At 43.8% G+C, this 18,518-nt stretch carries 18 protein-coding genes and 1 other RNA gene; 10 read left to right on the plus strand and 9 right to left on the minus strand.

Annotated elements, in window-relative coordinates:
- Positions 1-7: 7 nt before the first annotated feature.
- Both BM210_RS12260 and BM210_RS12265 read right to left on the minus strand, forming a co-directional pair.
- On the minus strand, positions 8-877 hold the full coding sequence (locus tag BM210_RS12260) for a DUF4247 domain-containing protein (RefSeq protein WP_091168284.1): 870 nt from the start codon (positions 875-877) through the stop codon (positions 8-10).
- 45 nt (positions 878-922) lie between these two features.
- Positions 923-1,456, minus strand: coding sequence for a DUF4178 domain-containing protein (locus tag BM210_RS12265; RefSeq protein WP_091168286.1), 534 nt, complete (start codon positions 1,454-1,456; stop codon positions 923-925).
- Positions 1,457-1,748: 292 nt separating this feature from the next.
- Here BM210_RS12265 and BM210_RS12270 point away from each other — a divergent pair, with 292 nt between their 5' ends.
- From BM210_RS12270 to fsa, 4 genes are all read left to right on the plus strand, one after another.
- Positions 1,749-3,371, plus strand: coding sequence for a degradosome RNA helicase CshA (locus BM210_RS12270; protein ID WP_091168289.1), 1,623 nt, complete (start codon positions 1,749-1,751; stop codon positions 3,369-3,371).
- Between the two features lie 127 nt (positions 3,372-3,498).
- Positions 3,499-4,359: a YesL family protein gene (locus tag BM210_RS12275; RefSeq protein WP_091168291.1), complete on the plus strand. Its 861-nt coding sequence runs from the start codon at positions 3,499-3,501 to the stop codon at positions 4,357-4,359.
- A gap of 85 nt (positions 4,360-4,444) precedes the next feature.
- A non-coding RNA gene (gene ssrS, locus BM210_RS12280) (6S RNA) lies at positions 4,445-4,625 on the plus strand.
- Between the two features lie 66 nt (positions 4,626-4,691).
- A complete protein-coding gene (gene fsa, locus BM210_RS12285) occupies positions 4,692-5,348 on the plus strand; it encodes a fructose-6-phosphate aldolase (protein WP_091168294.1) in 657 nt (218 codons plus the stop codon).
- A 104-nt stretch (positions 5,349-5,452) separates the two neighbouring features.
- On the opposite strand, the gene xylB is transcribed toward fsa, so the two are convergent.
- Positions 5,453-6,985: a xylulokinase gene (gene xylB / locus BM210_RS12290; protein ID WP_091168297.1), complete on the minus strand. Its 1,533-nt coding sequence runs from the start codon at positions 6,983-6,985 to the stop codon at positions 5,453-5,455.
- Positions 6,986-7,251: 266 nt separating this feature from the next.
- Between xylB and BM210_RS12295 the strand changes: the two genes are divergently transcribed.
- Positions 7,252-7,638: a DUF1499 domain-containing protein gene (locus tag BM210_RS12295; protein WP_076229203.1), complete on the plus strand. Its 387-nt coding sequence runs from the start codon at positions 7,252-7,254 to the stop codon at positions 7,636-7,638.
- Positions 7,639-7,764: 126 nt separating this feature from the next.
- Here the strand turns inward: BM210_RS12295 and tpx are convergent, their stop codons facing one another.
- Positions 7,765-8,283, minus strand: coding sequence for a thiol peroxidase (gene tpx, locus BM210_RS12300; RefSeq protein WP_091168302.1), 519 nt, complete (start codon positions 8,281-8,283; stop codon positions 7,765-7,767).
- Positions 8,284-8,388: 105 nt separating this feature from the next.
- On the opposite strand from tpx, the gene BM210_RS12305 reads away from it, so the two are divergent.
- Entirely contained in the window at positions 8,389-9,279 is an 891-nt protein-coding gene (locus tag BM210_RS12305; RefSeq protein ID WP_091168304.1) for a glutamate biosynthesis transcriptional regulator GltC, read from the plus strand.
- Positions 9,280-9,358: 79 nt separating this feature from the next.
- On the opposite strand, the gene BM210_RS12310 is transcribed toward BM210_RS12305, so the two are convergent.
- Positions 9,359-10,042, minus strand: coding sequence for a zinc metallopeptidase (locus BM210_RS12310; protein ID WP_091168306.1), 684 nt, complete (start codon positions 10,040-10,042; stop codon positions 9,359-9,361).
- 21 nt (positions 10,043-10,063) lie between these two features.
- Complete coding sequence (locus BM210_RS12315) at positions 10,064-10,495, minus strand: MerR family transcriptional regulator (protein WP_091168505.1); 432 nt, start codon at positions 10,493-10,495, stop codon at positions 10,064-10,066.
- Between the two features lie 438 nt (positions 10,496-10,933).
- On the opposite strand from BM210_RS12315, the gene BM210_RS12320 reads away from it, so the two are divergent.
- The 3 genes from BM210_RS12320 to BM210_RS12330 are packed head-to-tail and all read left to right on the plus strand — an operon-like array spanning position 10,934 to position 14,201.
- Positions 10,934-12,322, plus strand: a complete 1,389-nt coding sequence (locus tag BM210_RS12320; protein WP_091168311.1) for an ammonium transporter — start codon at positions 10,934-10,936, stop codon at positions 12,320-12,322.
- 55 nt (positions 12,323-12,377) lie between these two features.
- A complete protein-coding gene (locus BM210_RS12325) occupies positions 12,378-13,454 on the plus strand; it encodes a DUF294 nucleotidyltransferase-like domain-containing protein (RefSeq protein ID WP_091168314.1) in 1,077 nt (358 codons plus the stop codon).
- A 12-nt stretch (positions 13,455-13,466) separates the two neighbouring features.
- Positions 13,467-14,201, plus strand: coding sequence for an exonuclease domain-containing protein (locus BM210_RS12330; protein WP_091168317.1), 735 nt, complete (start codon positions 13,467-13,469; stop codon positions 14,199-14,201).
- A gap of 61 nt (positions 14,202-14,262) precedes the next feature.
- Here the strand turns inward: BM210_RS12330 and BM210_RS12335 are convergent, their stop codons facing one another.
- The gene (locus tag BM210_RS12335) at positions 14,263-14,745 is read right to left on the minus strand and encodes a M67 family metallopeptidase (RefSeq protein ID WP_091168319.1); all 483 of its coding nucleotides are present in this window, start codon (positions 14,743-14,745) and stop codon (positions 14,263-14,265) included.
- 69 nt (positions 14,746-14,814) lie between these two features.
- A complete protein-coding gene (locus BM210_RS12340; RefSeq protein ID WP_091168321.1) occupies positions 14,815-16,080 on the minus strand; it encodes an MFS transporter in 1,266 nt (421 codons plus the stop codon).
- 119 nt (positions 16,081-16,199) lie between these two features.
- Between BM210_RS12340 and BM210_RS12345 the strand changes: the two genes are divergently transcribed.
- Positions 16,200-16,757 (plus strand): TlpA family protein disulfide reductase, encoded by a 558-nt coding sequence (locus BM210_RS12345; RefSeq protein ID WP_256223541.1) that lies wholly within the window; start codon positions 16,200-16,202, stop codon positions 16,755-16,757.
- Positions 16,758-16,799: 42 nt separating this feature from the next.
- On the opposite strand, the gene cimA is transcribed toward BM210_RS12345, so the two are convergent.
- Entirely contained in the window at positions 16,800-18,419 is a 1,620-nt protein-coding gene (gene cimA, locus BM210_RS12350) for a citramalate synthase (protein WP_091168323.1), read from the minus strand.
- Positions 18,420-18,518: the final 99 nt, after the last annotated feature.

Consider the following 18,518-nt stretch of genomic DNA (forward strand, 5'->3'; position numbering starts at 1 on the left):
TTAATTACTACTTTTTAAAAGAACCCGAGCGTGTGCTAGTACTAGGCTTCGAGCTGCTCGAGGGTTTACTGGTTGAGGTAGAGCCGTCATTTTTCCGTATATTGCTGGATGAGCTGCTGCTTTTAGGTGATGTCGACGGTTTTGTTGTTGTCGAGCTTGATGGCTTGGTTGTAGAAGATGGGCTCGTAAAGCTTCCTTTGCTGTCCGAAACAGACGGTGTTGCAGGTTTGCCTGATTCAGGTGCTGACGGCTTCGAGCTGCCATTGGAAGATGGAGCTGGTGCTGACGGTGCTGGTGTGGTTCCAAAGCTTCCTTTGCGATCCGTCGTCGTTGGTGCAGGCGTAGATTTGGCAGGTTCTTTGGTTTTGGCTGCCGGTTGTTGATATTTGCCATAATCATCATAACGAGGAGTCGTTCTGTAACCTTTGTAATCCGATCCTGATCGGTTCCCATTTAGCCAACTGCTGCCAAGCAATGATTGAAGTACTGATGCCGCTACATATCCTTGAAGAAAGGAGGAGTCGTAGTTTTCCTTGGCATATTCGATACTGTCGATTTCAACTAAAGTGTTATTCTCTTTGTCAGGATCTTTTTGTACATTGATAATTCTACTATTATAAACAAGAAACATTTGATCTAATGATTCCTTGCTCATTTCCTTTGGTTTTTCATTGGCCGCAATCTCGTTAGATACGGTTGGAACATCCTTGCCTTCAACGGAATAAACCTTAGCCGTATTTTTTCCTTGTCCCTGTACATCAACAAGTGAATAATTGTCTTTTACAAAATTGCCCGCATCACTGCAGGCCGCAAGGATTGGAAATATAAGTGTAAAAACGAGAACGATAGCTAACCACGAACCCAGTCTTTTATTCAAAAAGAATCACTCCTCCATACGGTAAGAACCGTATTGTACCGCCTGCTAGCGGTTGCCTTTCATAAATTTGATTTGGCCTACGGGTGTTTTCTCACCTTCCATGGCAACAAATTTGCCATCCTGCCATTGCAGGAAAAAATATTGTCCATCCGGTCCAAAGTATCGCCAGAGCATGACCTCTTCACTGCCTCGGAAATCAGTGCGCCCTTCCGTGCGAACCAGGTCGCTGCGCTGGCTTTCCAGCGTATAAGTGATGCCTCCATTCACCTCAAGTGAGGTTGGAACATCATTCGGACTGTCCAGAGCACCTTCGACAAATTGGCAAATAAAGCTTTCATAAGTTCGGCCTTTCTCGATCAACAAGCAGGAAATCGTGTTACCATTTTGCAAATAATACGCTATTCGATGCGGAGGGAAGCCACGATCAAAATACATCTGCTTACCGGATACAATATACTCCTCAAGGTCAACATTTACAATGTCACCAACCATGGTGTCCTCCACCGGATTGGAAGCCTGCTCAGGCGGTTGTTCCTTTTGACTCCTTAGAATAGAGCTGACTCTCTTCCAAATCGACATGGGCAAATTCTCCTTTATAAAACCTTGAATAAATAACTGTTTTCTAACATTATAACTAATTTATACGAAAAAGGGGTAGTCCAGGTTTCAAACGAGTTATTATTCAAAAGCGTTCTGAAATTTCTGGAATATTTTTAGAGTTTATGGTACAATACTAAAGATATTCTTAAGTACGGCCTTGCGTATGTAATTACGAATGCTTCGGACGCATTTTATAGATACAAAAAAGGATATAGGAGTCGCACTTAAGGGTATATACAAATACAACACCCTAAAAGGAGAATGAAAACATTTGAAAAATTTTAGTGAATTCGGCTTGGACCCAACGGTATTGCGTGCCATTACAGAGATGGGCTTTGAGGAATCGACACCGATTCAAGAGAAAGCTATGCCTATCGCAATGGAAAATCGCGATCTAATCGGTCAAGCGCAAACCGGTACAGGGAAAACGGCAGCATTCGGTATTCCATTAGTGAACAAAATCGACGTTAAGGAAGACAGAATCGTCGCTTTGATTATGTGCCCTACTCGTGAGCTTGCCATTCAGGTAGCAGAAGAAATCGAAAAGCTTGGTAGATTCAAGGGCATTCGTTCTTTGCCAATCTATGGCGGTCAAGATATTGTAAAACAAATTCGCGCTTTGAAAAAAAGACCGCAAATCATTATCGGTACACCTGGACGGTTGCTTGACCACATTAACAGAAAAACTATCAAATTGGATGACGTACAAACGGTTATCCTGGATGAAGCGGACGAAATGCTAGATATGGGTTTCATGGAGGACATTCAGTCCATCCTGAAGCTGGTGCCTTCGGAACGTCAAACGATGTTGTTCTCAGCAACAATGCCTACCAACATCCAAAGACTGGCACAACAATTCCTGCGCAATCCAGAGCACGTATCCGTAATTCCTAAGCAAATGAGCGCACCTTTGATCGACCAATCTTACATTGAATTGCAAGAAAGACAAAAATTCGATACATTGTGTCGTTTGATTGACATGGACTCACCGGAATTGGCAATCATTTTTGGACGTACAAAACGCCGGGTTGATGAACTGGCTGAAGGCTTGCAAAAACGCGGCTATACAGCAGAAGGCTTACATGGTGACTTGTCACAAAATCAACGTGATAACGTAATGCGTAAATTCCGTGACGGAAGTATTGATGTACTGGTAGCAACTGACGTTGCAGCTCGTGGCTTGGACGTTTCGGGTGTTACTCATGTAATCAACTTCGACTTGCCGCAAGATCCTGAAAGCTATGTTCACCGTATTGGTCGTACAGGCCGTGCAGGTAAAGAAGGCGCAGCTTATACCTTCGTTACACCAAGAGAAATCGATCACCTGAACTTTATCGAGAAGCTTACTCGTCAAAAAATCGCCAAAAAGCCAATGCCAAGTATTGCTGAAGCTATCGAAGGCAAGCAAAAAATGACAGCTGAGCGTATTTTGGATCTTTTGGACAAAGACGATCACAATGAATATAAAGGCCTGGCAATTCAATTGTTGGAGCAGCATGATTCCGTTCACCTGTTAGCTGCAGCGTTGAAATTGTTAACTGGCGATAAGAAGGAAGTTAATATTGAATTGACTCCTGAAGAGCCGTTACGTGCCAAGAAGAGAAGACAAGATGTACGCAGCTCCGGACGCAAGCCAAGTGGCAGCTACGGTACGGCAGCAGGCGCACGCAGTGGTGGCAGCGGCAGACCTTATGATCGCTCTTCTGGCTCCAGCAGTGGCGGTTCGAGACCTCCGCGCAGTGGAAGCAGCGGTGGAAGCCGTGACTACTCCTCACGTGAAGGTCGCGATAATCGCGGCAGCAGCAATCGCAATGAAGGTCGTGACTATGGTCGCGATCGTGGTTTTAACCGCACCACTTCTGCTCGTCCCAATGAAGATCTTGTGAAAAACTAATGCTCTTAAGGGTGAAGCTTGCTTTTCGAGCTTCACCTTTTGTTTTGCTACCTTCAAATGCTAAAATAAGCTATAATAAACGATATACGAATTTTAGTTACGCATATGAACGAGGAGGGCGTTTGTTTTGGAATTTAGAGGTATCATGGGAGGGTTTTACCGTATATCGGAATGGATTATGCGGTTGTCCGTTATTAACGTATTATGGGTCATATGTGCGCTTCCCTTTTTTCTGTTAGGACTGCTTTTATTGCAAGCGGAATCGTTGGATCAATTGCTTTCCACTTCGATTCTGATAGCAATTGTATCGCCGTTTACTTTGTTTCCTTCGACAGCTGCTATGTTTGCCGTTGCTCGTAAGTGGTTAACGGGTGAAGAAGACGCACCTTTATTTAAAACCTTTTTTAGGGGCTACAAAGAGAACTTCGTACAGAGTATGCTCGGTGGAATCGTGTATGCTTTAATAGCTGTAATCCTGTATACGAATTTTAATTTTTACGGGAGCCAGACGGGAACCTTTGGCGTTCTGAAGTTTTTAGTGTTGACGCTTACAGCTTTGATAGGAGTTTCGTTTTTTCATTTCTTTTCAATTATTAGCCATTTGCATATGAAATTTTTTCAAGTCCTTAAAAATGCGATATTGATTTCGATTGGACATCCAATTCGTTCTTTGTCGATGATCATTTGTAACGGATTTGTGATCTATATCAGTTTTACGACGTTTACGTTTTTAATTCCTTTTTTTATGGGAAGTTTGATCGCGGTTATTTCATTTTGGCATTTTAATCTCATATTTGGTAAGCTGCAAACTAAGCAGCAGGCCATGGAGGAGAAAGCTGCCGAAGAAGCTGAGGAGGCTGCTCGTAAAGCTAGCGCAGCGTCAGGTGTTGAATCTAATAACACATCTTCACTTGAGCAAGGTGGCCGTTCATTTTCTACGATAGACCTTCACAAAAAAGAATCCGAAGATGAAAGCAAAAACGGATAAACCATAACTACCCTTTCATGGATATAATGAATAGAGGCTCTGAGGTTTACAATCATGCCTGAAAATCATATAATAAGGGTACAAAAAAATCCTGCGATGTTCGTTACGGTTTTAAGTTGTTTTGAACCAATGACTGTTTCTTGGGAGACCTACATTAAACCATAGCTGACATGCCCTCGAAAAGGGATCTCAAAAATGGTTTTGCGGACACCCACCTGCGAGAGCGGGTTTGAAGCGCTAAATCGGACGGCATTTGCGGGTTTTTTTTGCGTCCTAATCATCTATACATAAGGACATTATAACCAGTAGGATAATAAGGAAGGGTGACAAGCTTGAAACTGTTTATCGATACGGCTAATGTAGAAGAAATCCGCAAGGCGCATGATCTTGGAGTTATTGCAGGAGTTACGACCAATCCTTCACTTATTGCGAAGGAAGGCAGAGATTTTTTTGAAACGGTTAAAGAGATTGTTTCGATTGTCGGTAACTTACCGATTAGCGCAGAGGTTATAAGCTTAGAGTCGAAAGAGATGGTTGAACAGGGTCGCAAGCTTGCTGCTTTGGGCGAAGGTATTGTCGTTAAGGTGCCAATGACTGAAGAAGGTCTGAAAGCAACTAAAATATTCAGCCAAGAAGGTATCAAAACCAACGTAACCTTAATATTCAGTTCACCACAAGCTGTCCTGGCGGCACGTGCAGGAGCTACTTATGTATCTCCTTTTATTGGTCGTTTGGATGATATTAACCAAGTGGGAATGAACTTAATTAAAGAAATTAGCCAAATATTCCAGGTTCATAATATTTCCTCGGAAATTATTGCTGCAAGCGTACGTCATGCGGCACATTTTATTGAAGCTGCACAATATGGCTCACATATCGCAACAGTACCTTACAAGGTTATTCAACAAATGACCAAGCATCCTTTAACAGATGTTGGTATTGAACGTTTCTTGGCAGACTGGGAAGGCGCTAAACAAAGCCAATTCTAATAAATGGTGTGAAGATACCGTTACACATAAAAAAGAAGCAGACGTTGTCCGAGCTGCTTCTTTTTTTGCTATTTCAGTCTTCACAGTATAATCGTGTCGTAGGACTACAAGGAAACGAGATCGTTCAGTTGATGCATAGTGTTCTTTAATGTTGGATACAACGTACGATAAACCTCATAATATTTCTCATACTGAGCCTGACGCTGCGGATTTGGATCCACCCGTTCTACAGTTTCAATCCAACGCTCGCAAAGGTCGCTGATATCTTGTTGAAGCACGCCAGAGGCGGCCATGACAGCCGCGCCATATGCAGGGCCATCTGTAGAATTGACTGTAATTACGGGATAACCAAATATATCGGCAATCATTTGTCTCCAAAATAAACTGCGTGCGCCGCCGCCGCTTACCCGCAGCTCTTTGATCTCAATACCGGATGCTTTAATAAGCTCCATAGAGTCTCTTAAACCGAACGTAATGCCTTCGAGTACGGCCCGTGTTAAATGAGCTTTACTATGGCGGAGATTCAATCCTATGAAGCCTCCACGAGCTTTAGGATCAGGATAGGGTGTGCGCTCTCCTGTCAAATAAGGCATAAAGAGCAGTCCCTCACTACCCAAAGGAGCGTTTTCTGCGAGCGCTGTTAAGAACTCATAAACATCGCGTTTCTCTAATTCAGCTTGCTGCAGCTCTTCAAACGCAAATTGGTTTTTCCACCATTGAAAGGAGCCTCCAGCAGCGAGCATAACACCCATTCGGTGCCATTTGCCAGGTACCCCATGGCAAAAGGAGTGAAGCCTGCATGCGGGATCCATCTGATAGGTGTCATCATGAACGAACACAACACCTGATGTGCCCAGAGCTACAGAGGCTATTCCTTCACGCACAACGCCTACGCCAACAGCTCCGCAAGCTTGATCTCCTCCTCCGGCAACAACTGGCGTACCGGTCTTGAGGCCTGTCAGATCGGCAATCTCCGCCAGCAGATAGCCAGCTACTTCATTGCTTTCGAACAAGGGAGGCAGCCACTCCATTGGAATATCGAGACGATTGACAACTTCCTCAGACCATTTGCGCTCAGCGACATCCAGCAATAAGGTACCACTGGCATCAGCCATATCCATTCCAAGTGCTCCTGTCAATTGCAAACGCACATAGTCTTTAGGCAGCAGCAAATGTTTGGTTTGTTCATAGTGCTCAGGCTCGTGATTTCGAAGCCAAATCACTTTAGGTGCAGTGAAGCCGGTAAGAGCCTTATTGCCCGTTAATCGGCCTAATTGCTCTTGACCGCCAACAGCCTGCTCGATAAAGTCGCATTCAGCTGCTGTACGCTGATCGCACCATAATAAGGCTGGGCGAACTACCTGCAGCTTGGAATTAAGGAAAACAGAGCCATGCATTTGGCCTGATAATCCGATACCTGCAACCTCGTCGCCCTCAACAGATGCTTTTTTTAACAAGGCGACGACACTTGTTACGGTTCCTTTCCACCAATCCTCGGGATGCTGCTCAGCCCAACCGGGCTCTGGCTGTAGAAGTGGATATTCTTCGCTATGGCTAGCTTTGACCTTGCCTTGATCATCAACTAAAATACATTTGACGGCTGATGTACCTAAATCAATACCTAGAAAGTAAGTCAATGGATTTCACCTCGAATGGTTATTTGGAACTTTGTTTATTTGATAAACAAATGATTCTAATACTTATATTCGCAATAAATGAATGAAATCCTGCTCCACGAATTACACAAACCGTATATCTGTCATAAAATTGTAAAAAATTTTAATATGAATCACATAGTTTGTCTAAAGTGTGAAATAATACTTTCTCAACCGAACAAACAGTGGTATGATTAAAGATAGTGTTCACAGATTATATTTTGCACTTCTCATGAGGGGGGAAAGCTTTGTTAAAGCGAACCTTAATCGGCCTAATTCGCAGTCACGATGGGACAGGAGAGAAAGCCAAGGATCCGGCATTAAAGACCCGGTATTATAAGCTTTCTATGGATCAAGTTTGGGATGAAGTTACCAATATGTTTAAGAAAATGAATGGGTACAAGCTTCTCCATGAGGTAAGAAATGTAGGGGAAATCGTAGTAGAGAAAAAAACAGTTACAGGTCGTACGCAAGATATTACACTAACCTTATTCGGGATTAACCCACTAAAAACAGCTATCGATATTTATTCGGCCTCTCGAGGTTCGCTCGGGGACCTTGGATCCAATTACCGCACTATCCTCGAAATATACAAACAGCTAGACAAGAGGCTTGCCGCTTATAAAGAGGATTAATTTACATAAGTGTGCAATTTGTTTTACAAGGGTATTTAAAAAGATTTACATAAAAACAGCGGGGGAAGCTTGGCTTCTCCCGCTGTTTTTATGTGATGGAAAGCAAAGGCTTTCCGGTAAATACAATTATACAAGCTTTTTAACAGCTTCGATGGCATTTTCGTAGTTAGGGTGCTCTGTCATCTCGCTTAAGTATTCAACATATTGAACGGTGTCATTCGCATCAAGAACAAAAGTGGATCTCATCAGTAAATGAATTTCTTTGATCAATACGCCGTATGCTAAACCAAAGGAATGATTTTTGTAATCGGAAAGAGTAATGACTTTATCGATACCGGCTGCTCCGCACCAGCGGGCTTGTGCAAAGGGAAGATCAACGCTGATAGTCAAAACGACTACATTATCACCCAATTTTGCTGCTTCTTCATTGAATCGGCGAGTTTGAGCGTCGCAAACGCCTGTGTCAAGAGAAGGAACCACGCTGATTAACTTAACTTTGCCTGCATAGTCAGCCAGTGTTGCTTGCTCCAACAAATTTTTGTTGACAGTGAAATCTGGAGCTTTGTCGCCTACCTTAACTTCGTTGCCAACTAAAGTTATTGGATTGCCTTTGAGGGTTGCTACACCTGTACGCTCTTGTGCCATGTTAATTGGGCCTCCTTATTATCTTATGAGAATGATTGGTATTTCACCAAGTTTTATTATAAACTTTTTAAAAGGAATTTGTCCAATCGAAGGGAGATTAATCGTGTGGAGTTAAGGCAGCTTCAATATTTTGTGAAAGTGGCAAGGAAACAGCATGTCACCCATGCTGCAGAAGAGCTTCACGTTGCACAATCAGCGATTAGCCGACAAATTCACCAGCTTGAGGAAGAATTGGGTGTTCCTTTATTTGTGCGCAAAGGCCGTAATCTTCAGCTCACTTCTGTAGGTAAGCTGTTCCTTGAACGCATCGAAGTGGTCTTGGCAGATATGGAGCGTGCGGTCAGTGAGGTAAGGGAATTTCTGGACCCTGAAGCGGGGGAGATCCGAATCGGCTTCCCACATAGCCTTGGCATTTACTTACTGCCAACAGTAGTTGCTAGTTTTCGTCAGCAACATCCCAATGTTAAGTTCAGGCTGCGCCAGGGAACTTATAATAGTCTTATTCGCGATGTGATGAGGGGAGAGATTGATTTATCTTTTATTTCTCCCTTCCCTGAGAAGCATCTTAATGTAAGCGGCAGATTGCTTCTACAAGAGGAGCTGTATGCTATATTGCCACAAGGACATAAACTTGCGGACAATGATACCATTAAGCTTGAGCAGCTTAAGGAAGAATCGTTTGTTATGTTCAGTGATGAGTATTCACTGCGAAATATTGTGTTAGAAGCTTGTGCAAAAGCGGGATTTGTCCCACGGATCGGTTTTGAGGGCGAAGAAACGGATACGATTCGTGGATTGGTGGCTGCAGGCGTGGGAGTTAGTCTGCTTCCTGAAATGGCCTTAACTGAAATTAGCCAGCTGCAGCCAGCGAAAGTGAGGGTGATTGAACCGCTGGTGACTCGCAGCGTGGGATTAATCCAAAGAACTGGAGATAAGCTACCGCTGGTGGCTGAAATGTTTCAGCATTTTTTATTTGATCATTTTCAAGAGGACTGAAAAAGCTGGACCTTCTGCTCATTTGAGCTTTGGAGGTCCAGCTTTTTTAATGAAATATTAAAGATGCCTTAGGTGCAGATTAATCTCTGCGATTATTGTAAATCATGATGTACTTGAGAAGCTGGAGCAATGAAATCAGTGCAGCGGCTACATAGGTAAGCGCAGCGGCGTTTAATACTTTGGAAACGCCTTTCTTTTCATCATTTCTAATAAAGCCTTGCGAAATCATCAGCTCTTTGGCGCGATTGCTTGCATTGAACTCGACCGGAAGCGTAATGAGCTGAAAGGCGACTGCCGCAGAAAAGAAGATGATGCCAATGCCAAGCAGGAAATTGAATTGCTGAAAAAATAACCCTGCCATGATAAGAAATGGAGCAATGCCGGATGCAAAATTAACAGCCGGAAACATAAAGTGCCGGAATGAAAGCATAGGGTAGCTCAGTTTGTGCTGTATCGCATGACCGACCTCGTGACAAGCGACAGATATCGCTGAGATAGAGGTTTCGCCATACACCGGCTCGGATAACCGGACTACACGGTGGCTTGGGTCATAATGGTCCGTAAGGCTGCCTTCAATCGGCTCAATAGGTATGTCATACAAACCGTTGGCATCCAGCATGCGACGGGCTGCTTCAGCACCTGTGAGTCCTGCAGAGGCATGAACCTGAGACCATTTATTGAAAGTCCCTTTTACTCGGAATTGGGCCCATAAGGAAAGGATAAAAGCAACGATGATCAAATAATCCAAAGGGTGGAAAAACATGCTGTCAGTCCTCCTGTTTCTTTAAGATAACGGACTTTTACCTAGAAGCAAGAGCAAGGCTTCGATGCAAGCCACGGTGTGAGGGGTGAGCACTTTGTTCATTTTTTTCATCTGCGAAGGCTTCATCTTATCTATAATAGGACGAATTTCTTGAACTTCCCGCTGCAGCTGCTGAAGATGAACTTGTATAGAGGTAAGCTTATCCGTTACCAGTTCATTGTGGCTCACCTTGGTCCAGGACAATAAGCTTGCCTTGATTTCTTCCAAAGTATATTTGTCCTTTTTCATGGTTTCAATACGTTTAAGTCGCATTAACGTTTCATCGCTATACAAGCGATAGTTGGTATCGGATCGCGTTTCCGGATCGATCAAGCCTATTTTGGTGTAATAGTCGATTGTTCTGGGGCTGACTTCAGATAAGCGTGCCAGCTCACCGATTTTATACAGTTTCATATCCCCATTCACATCACCCCTAATGAAATTCATTAACAGCAAGCCCTTCTATAAATAATAGGACTTACATTAAAGTATGTAATCATGTAGTGCTTTAGTATGTATGATACCTGAAAGCAAACCATACAGTCAAACGTTATGCTATTTTGATAACGAATAAGTGAATGCACTAATAACCTGACATCATCATAGAAGGAATTATGCAGGTAATTCGCTTTTTGGACAGGCCAATGTCATGTTTTTGAGGTAAACCCTTCAGGAATTTGCTATATCATTCCTATAAAAACGAATCATGTTCAATTCATGTTAGGTTAATTTTCGTTTTTAATGATTTACTCGATAAAACCCTATTGTAAAATCCGGAAAAGCTAGTTATAATGGCAATAAGAGTTTCATTACATGTTATATAAACTAACATTAAAAAAGGAAGTGTCGACCATGTTAAAGAAGTTACTATTCTCCACGGGTGCCATGTCGCTGCTAGTACCAACCCTTGCTTTTGCTGCAGATGATAAAACGCCTGCGCAATTAGCCGCTGCGATTGACTCCGTTTGGGTCATGTTAGGCGCCATTCTGGTAATCTTCATGCAAGCAGGCTTTGCCTTACTGGAAGCAGGCTCAACTCGTATGAAAAATGCGGGCCATGTTGCCGGTAAAACCATTTTAACCTTCGGTCTATGTGCGATTGCTTTCTGGGCGGTAGGGTTCGGTTTAGCTTTCGGCGATGGTAATGCTTTTGTAGGTACTGGCGGATTCTTCCTGGATGGAACGGCCGAGCAAACCGCTGCATCGATTAGTGTATTTGCAGGATCTCCTATTCCAATCAGTATACTGTTCTTATTCCAATTGGCTTTTGCTGGTGTTTCACTCGCCATTGCTTGGGGTGGCTTCGCTGAACGTGGTAAGTTACCTGTTTACTTTATATTCGGGATCTTGTTCACTGTCTTGATTTATCCTGTAGTTGCTCACTGGGTATGGGGTGGCGGTTGGCTTGGAGAGTTGGGTATGCAGGATTTTGCAGGCTCGACTGTCGTACATTTACAAGGCGCTACAGCGGCATTAGTAGCCACTATCCTGCTTAAACCGCGGATTGGCAAATATAATAAAGATAAAACGCCTAATTTGATTCCCGGACATAACCAAGTGTTATCGGTCCTTGGTGTTATTATTCTCTGGATTGGCTGGTTCGGATTTAACGCTGGCTCTACTCTAAGTGCGACTGGCGACGGCTTCTTCGGTTATGTAGCCTTAACGACGAATCTTGCGGCAGCGGCTGGTGCGGTTGCGGCGATGGTGATATCATGGATGTACTTTGGTAAAGCTGACATTCCAAGCATGTTGAACGGTGTACTTGCAGCACTTGTTGCGATCACGGCAGCTTGCGCTTTCGTAACACCTCGTGATGCTATCATCATCGGTGCGATTTCCGGTATTATTACATTTTTTACTGCTCAATGGTTTGAAAAGATGGGTGTAGATGATCCGATTTATGCTTTCTCGGTTCATGGTATTGCGGGGATTTGGGGCACATTGTCCACAGGAATTTTTGCTACACCGGAATTGGCACAATCAGTTGGCGTAGGTGGAGCTGGATTGTTATACGGTGGTGGATTCCATCAACTCGGTATTCAAGCTCTCGGTGTGTTCGGTGCTTTCTTGTTCGTACTCGTACTTTCCTTCATTATCCTTGGTATTCTGAAAGCAACAATAGGCTTGCGAGTTACTGAAGAAGAAGAAATTATTGGTCTGGATCTTTCCGAGCATGGCTCTTACGGATATCCTGAGCAAATGAAAAAAGCGGCTCAAGTAAGTACAACATCTGCATAAAGCAGGGATATACGATTTACTCAATCAAATAACTTGTGGATTGAAGGAGATGCGCATGAAACTTCTCTCATTGGAAATGATTCGAATTGAAATTGAGAACGCTGGTCAAATGGAGCAGCTTCGAAATTTACGGGATCAGCTGCATGAGGAATTCGAGCAGCGTCTCCTTCTTTCTCATACACTGGACTGGAACCGTGAATTGAATCAGGTCCATGATTGGTTGATCCATCAAACGATTGAGCTTGCGCAAGCAGCCATCCATGCTGAGTATGGTGCTTCTCCGGTACCATTCGCATTTGTGCTTTTTGGCAGTGGAGGCAGGCGTGAACAGACATTGTGGAGTGATCAGGACAATGGTTTAATCTATGCAGAACTGGAAGATGAAATAGCCTCGAAGCAGGCAAGTTTGTACTTTAAAATGCTGGCGGAGCGAATTAGCAGCATGCTGATTGAACTAGGTTATCCCCCTTGCTCTGGCGAGGTGATCTGCACGAATAATAAATGGAGAAATACGTGGATCGGTTATCGATCCATGCTTCACGAATGGCTGCTGGACCCGCATTGGGAAAATGTGCGTTACTTGCTTATTTTGGCGGATATGCGCTTTATCTATGGGGATGAGAGTTTGGTTAACAGGCTGATGGATGAGTTGTTCGATTATATGGATAATCATCCGGTCATGCTTGAGCATATGCTTCATAACACGCTTCATCATAAAATTTCACTTGGCTTGTTTGGACAACTGATTAAAGAACGATATGGTGAAGATGCGGGAGGCGTGGATATCAAGTACGGCGCTTATATACCTATTGTAAACGGAGTTCGTTTATTAGCTATAGAGGCCGATATAAATGAAGCTTCAACCGAGCAAAGAATTTTAAAGCTGCAGGATTATGGACTTGTCGAAGAGGAAATAGCGCATGATTGGCTTGAGGCTTTATCGATAGCTCTGAAGCTGCGATCTTTGACGCCATTTCAATTAGAGGGAAATCAGTACACATCCAGAGGGAAGTTAACTGCGGACGGACTAACCAAAGAGCGGATCAACGAATTAAAGCTGTGCTTGCGAATCGGCAAAGATTTGCAAAAATACGTGAGGAAAATGGTGTCCAAAGAGCTGGAAAAAGGGTAGGTGATACTCACTATGAAGGACATGAGGCCAGCAGGCAGGATGTGGCATTTATATAAAATGGGCGGGATCACACCCGCTCTTACTTCGATGTTTGATGTCCAGAGCGCTCAGCAGATGGCTTTCATGCGATCCATGATGAAGGAGCAAAGGAAAAATTCACTCTATGATATCCCGTTGGATACAGTGGAATTGGTTGTGTTTGACCTGGAAACGACTGGGTTTTCACCTTACAACGGTGACGAGATTATCTCTGTTGGCGCAGTGGCTGTTAATGGTGACTCGATTATGGAGGATCAAAGCTTCTACAGTCTGGTCAATCCGAAGCGGACGATTCCTGAACAAGTGATCGAGCTGACAGGAATTACGAATGAAATGGTTGATCAAGCTCCGGATTTGTATCAGGGACTTAGAGCTTTTCTGGAATTTGTTCAGCAGAAGGTGCTGGTTGCGCATGGAACGGGCCATGATAAGCATTTTTTGAACTCGGCATTATGGAAAACCTCGAAGGTGAGTTTGTCACACCGCATGCTGGATACGATGATGATTGGCAGGTGGTTGAATCCAAAGCTGGGCAAATACGATTTGGATACGATGCTGCAAGTATACGGTATTGATATATCGCTCCGCCACCATGCTTTAGAGGATGCGTTAATGACCGCTAAGCTGTGGAGCAGCTACATGATTGAGATCAAATCCAGAGATATCCATTCACTTGGTGATCTGTACACTCATTTAGGCAGCCATTAAACATCTCCCACGGGGCTTTGTGCACACCGGATGGGAGATGTTTTATTGTGTTGTCCGAATATCATAACTCATCATCTATTACAGTTATCGGTACGGGATGGTACTGAGCCCGCATTATGGAAAATTTTGCAGAAGTAAAGTTACTTAAGCTTTGACTCATGTGCGTATATTGATAAGCGGCGATTTCGATGATGGGCTGCTGCAGCGATACGATCCAATGAGAGGGGATATCGTGCCAATATGTTGACAGATCCTCTTCAGATGGAATGGCCGCGGCGCCGGGATGGGAATGAAGAATCCCTACTATGGTCAATGTGTTGTTTGATACAATCGGGATCATATCCTTGGGATGCATGGAAAATTGCGTCTCAGGATTTACGGAAGCATTGGCAACGGGTACGAATGAGGTTATACGGATTTGAGATAAATCTATACACCCCAGTAGAAAGCCGCATGCTTCCAACGGCTTATTGGCTATGCAATAATTTATTATATTTGTTCTGACCGAATTCTTTAGTTGTATGGATGTGATTGATGTGGACATGAGATTTTACATCCTTAGCAGTGACGTATAAATCCCATTATAACCGAATGTATGGCGGTCAGAAACCAGTTAGCTGATCGTGCCTTTTGGCTTAACAAGGAAAAAAACGAATGCAAGAGCGATCAAGCATAGTGAGGTAACGGTTATAAATATGATTCGATGAGAGATATCCATCATCCAGCTGAATAAGGGCGGTCCCATAGCTACACCCAGAAAACGCAAGCTGCTGTAGATTGAGGTGATCATCCCACGCTGCTCTCTCTCGACAGAGCCGGTAATCATGGTGTTCAGACATGGCAGTAGAAGACCGGTGCCCACGCTGCTAAGGGTTAATAATCCGATGAGGATCGTTAAGTTTTTATCATATAGCAGGATACAGGCGCCTAATGAAAGGGTCATCAGGGAAAGTCCGATATTTATCAACCATCGCATGAGAGTACCGTTCTTTTTAATTAACGTTCCTGTAGTATAGGAAGTAATAACTAAGCCGAGCAGCGGAATAGCTAATACGAAGCCTTTTTTTACACCATCAATTAGATAAGGAGGATCCTCGAGTAGATCGGATAAATAAAAGAGCACGCCGAATAAGACGAACAAGGCAAGTGAGCCAGCAAAAAATGAAGTGATGAGCCAGCGTCCCTTTTCATGCAAAATCTGGCCTATGCTTTTTAAATAAGGTTTTAGCTTGGGTGGCTGCTTTTCTTTGGATGGTTCTTTCAGTAAAAAAATAACAGCTAGCAAGGAAAGCAAGCAAAAAACCGGAAAAGCAAAAAATGCTGCATACCAAACGATAAGTGCCAACAATGAGCCAAGAATAGGGCTGACCACCTTGCCAAATCCGTTAGATGCTTCAGTTAAGCCGAGCACCTTGCTTTCTGTAGCCCCTTTGAATAAATCCCCTGCCAAGGCCATGGCAATCGGTGCTGTTCCAGCAGCTCCCAATCCCTGAATCGCTCTTGCGATAATTAGAATGGTGTAAGAGTTCCAAACGGCTCCCAAGCCTGCCAAGACGCCAGCAGCACCATATATAATCAAGGAAGGAATCATAATAGCTTTTCTTGAGAACCGATCCGATAAATATCCAGAGATCGGGATAATTAGGCCCGCCGTTACCGAAAATAAGGAAATAACAAGACTGCTTTGAAATTGGCTAACACCAAGCTTTTCCTGTAAATCGGGTAAGATAGGAACGAGCATAGAGTTACCAAGGACGAGCACTAAAGGGACACTGGAAATGGCTGTAAACTCCGCAAGATGTCCTTGTGAGCCTTGGGAGTCGGGCTTCTTGCTGCTTTCGATAGTAATGCCAAGCTTTCTTTTCTTTGTTTGTTCCATCCGTAAATCTCCCTTTAAGATTTGATACCCATAAAGTGCCCCATTACCCACTAAGTCATTCTTTTGGCGGTTTGGGGTCATAATACAAGCATAAGCTGAATTTGAAAGGGAGTCCTGCAGTGAAACTAATCAAAATTGCCATATTGATTGTCTTGATGTTGGTGGGGGATCTATTGGATTTGGACATACGGAATACCCGCCAATCACTGGCAGCAGCAATCGCTAGACCAGTCGCTGCGAGTAACCAGCTGGCCCCAGCATTTGATTTACAAGGCTTGGACGGTAAGAGCTATCATGTGGGGGGGGTGAGGGATAAACCGCTCATAATCAATTTCTGGGCCTCTTGGTGTGGTCCTTGTCATGAAGAGGCGCCTGATCTAAAGCAGATGTATGAAGTGTATAAGGATGAATTGGATATTTATGCGGTGAACGTGACTAAGGGAGATCGAATGCAAGATGTACAGGGCTTTGTTAAGCAATACGAGCTGCCTTTTCCGGTGCTATTGGATACAAAGGGACTTACAGCAGAACAATATCGGCTTCAGGTTGTGCCGACGAGCTTTCTGTTAAATAAGGAAGGTGTCCTGGTGGATGTTATTCACGTGCTGCCTGCCAAGGCGCTGGAGGCCAAAATTCGGCTGCTGCTCAATAAAGACCAAAATCCGCCAGAGCGATGAACGCATCTGGCGGATTTTTTCTTAAGGAATTTAGATGTAAATTTAATGATTAACAAGACCCAACCGTTCTTTTTGTTCCTCAGCCTGTACTTGGGTTCTAGGTTTACCGATTAACGCGTAGCGAATGCTATCGGCCAGTGCTTGCCAGCTGGCTTCGATTATGTTGGCGGAAACACCAATCGTGCTCCATGTATTATCAAAATCAGAAGATTCGATCAGGACACGAACTTTGCCCGCCGTATTGTCTTTTTCATCCAGAACACGAACTTTGTAGTCGCTTAGATGAATGTTCTCCAAAGCAGGATAATATTGCAGTAAACACTTGCGCAGTGCATTATCCAGGGCATTGACAGGACCGTTGCCCTCTGCTGCATTGTATACGGATTCGCCATTGACCTTCAGCTTCACGATAGCTTCAGTCACAACCGGTTGATTGACGGTCTTTACAACCATAATTTTGAAGGATTCGAGTACGAATATTTCCTCTGAATTCCCATAGGCATCACGAATCAAAAGCTCCAGGGAAGCATCAGCACCTTCGAATTGGTAACCTTGATGCTCCATTTCCTTGATTTGCTCAATGAGCTGACGGGATTCCTGTGTGCTGCTGTTAAAGTCAATTCCAAGTTCCTGCGCTTTGAACACCAGATTGCTTTGACCCGCTAATTCAGATACGAGTACACGCTGTTTGTTTCCAACAAGCTCGGGTGTGATGTGTTCATAGGTGCTGGCATTACGCATAATCGCAGAGACATGAATGCCGCCTTTATGAGCAAAGGCTGCGGAGCCGATATAAGCTTGATTGACAGGCAAGTGCATATTCGCAATTTCACTGACATATTTGGCTACGCTTGTTAGGCTTTCAAGCTGTGAATCGCTGATACAGGAATAGTTCAGCTTTAACTGCAGATTGGGAATGATGGAACACAAATTGGCATTCCCACAGCGTCCCCCGAAGCCGTTGATCGTACCTTGAACCTGTGTTGCACCTGCCATAACAGCAGCAAGGCTGTTGGCCACACCAACTTCACAATCATTATGGGCATGAATACCGATTGGGATTGAAAGGGTCTTCCTGACCTGTGTTACAATTTCCGTGACTTCATGGGGCAGTGACCCGCCATTTGTATCACATAGTACGATCCAGTCAGCTCCTGCTTTTTCTGCCTGCTGGATGGTTTGCAGGGCGTACTCGGTGTTGTTTTTATAACCGTCAAAGAAATGCTCGGCGTCATAGATCACTTCAAGACCTTTACTTTTTAAATAGTGCACAGAGTCATAAATCATCGCTAGATTTTCCTCAAGTGTCGTCTGAATGGCATGATGAACATGGAAGTCCCATGATTTACCGAAAATCGTAGCGACAGGAACGCCGACCTCTAGAATCCGGTTTAAATTCGTATCATCCTCGGCAAGGATACCTTTACGGCGTGTGCTGCCAAATGCAGTGATTTTGGCATTTTTTAATTCCAGCTCATGAACGCGCATAAAAAACTCAATATCTTTGTTGTTGCTGCCAGGCCATCCACCTTCTATATAGTGAACACCGAGCGAGTCCAGTTTACGGGCGATTTTCATCTTGTCTTCGACCGATAAGCTAATCCCTTCACCTTGGGTGCCGTCTCTTAAAGTAGTATCAAAAATTTTCACGAAATTAGCCATAAATAGTCCTCCTGATCCTAGAACGCTTTCACGAAATATAATGTAGTATTATACCACAACAAGGTTCGATAAGGTATTGTTTTCACAAAATAGACGGTT

This window comes from Paenibacillus sp. 1_12, assembly GCF_900114475.1.
Lineage (GTDB): Bacteria > Bacillota > Bacilli > Paenibacillales > NBRC-103111 > Paenibacillus_S.

Bases quoted from the DNA above. Each gene is read 5' to 3' on its own strand.
- BM210_RS12265 (WP_091168286.1), bottom strand. From the start codon at position 1,456: ATGTCGATTTGGAAGAGAGTCAGCTCTATTCTAAGGAGTCAAAAGGAA.
- tpx (WP_091168302.1), bottom strand. From the start codon at position 8,283: ATGGCACAAGAGCGTACAGGTGTAGCAACCCTCAAAGGCAATCCAATA.
- BM210_RS12310 (WP_091168306.1), bottom strand. From the start codon at position 10,042: ATGTTTTTCCACCCTTTGGATTATTTGATCATCGTTGCTTTTATCCTT.
- BM210_RS12315 (WP_091168505.1), bottom strand. From the start codon at position 10,495: ATGAAACTGTATAAAATCGGTGAGCTGGCACGCTTATCTGAAGTCAGC.
- BM210_RS12320 (WP_091168311.1), top strand. From the start codon at position 10,934: ATGTTAAAGAAGTTACTATTCTCCACGGGTGCCATGTCGCTGCTAGTA.
- BM210_RS12325 (WP_091168314.1), top strand. From the start codon at position 12,378: ATGAAACTTCTCTCATTGGAAATGATTCGAATTGAAATTGAGAACGCT.
- BM210_RS12330 (WP_091168317.1), top strand. From the start codon at position 13,467: ATGAAGGACATGAGGCCAGCAGGCAGGATGTGGCATTTATATAAAATG.
- BM210_RS12335 (WP_091168319.1), bottom strand. From the start codon at position 14,745: ATGTCCACATCAATCACATCCATACAACTAAAGAATTCGGTCAGAACA.
- BM210_RS12340 (WP_091168321.1), bottom strand. From the start codon at position 16,080: ATGGAACAAACAAAGAAAAGAAAGCTTGGCATTACTATCGAAAGCAGC.
- cimA (WP_091168323.1), bottom strand. From the start codon at position 18,419: ATGGCTAATTTCGTGAAAATTTTTGATACTACTTTAAGAGACGGCACC.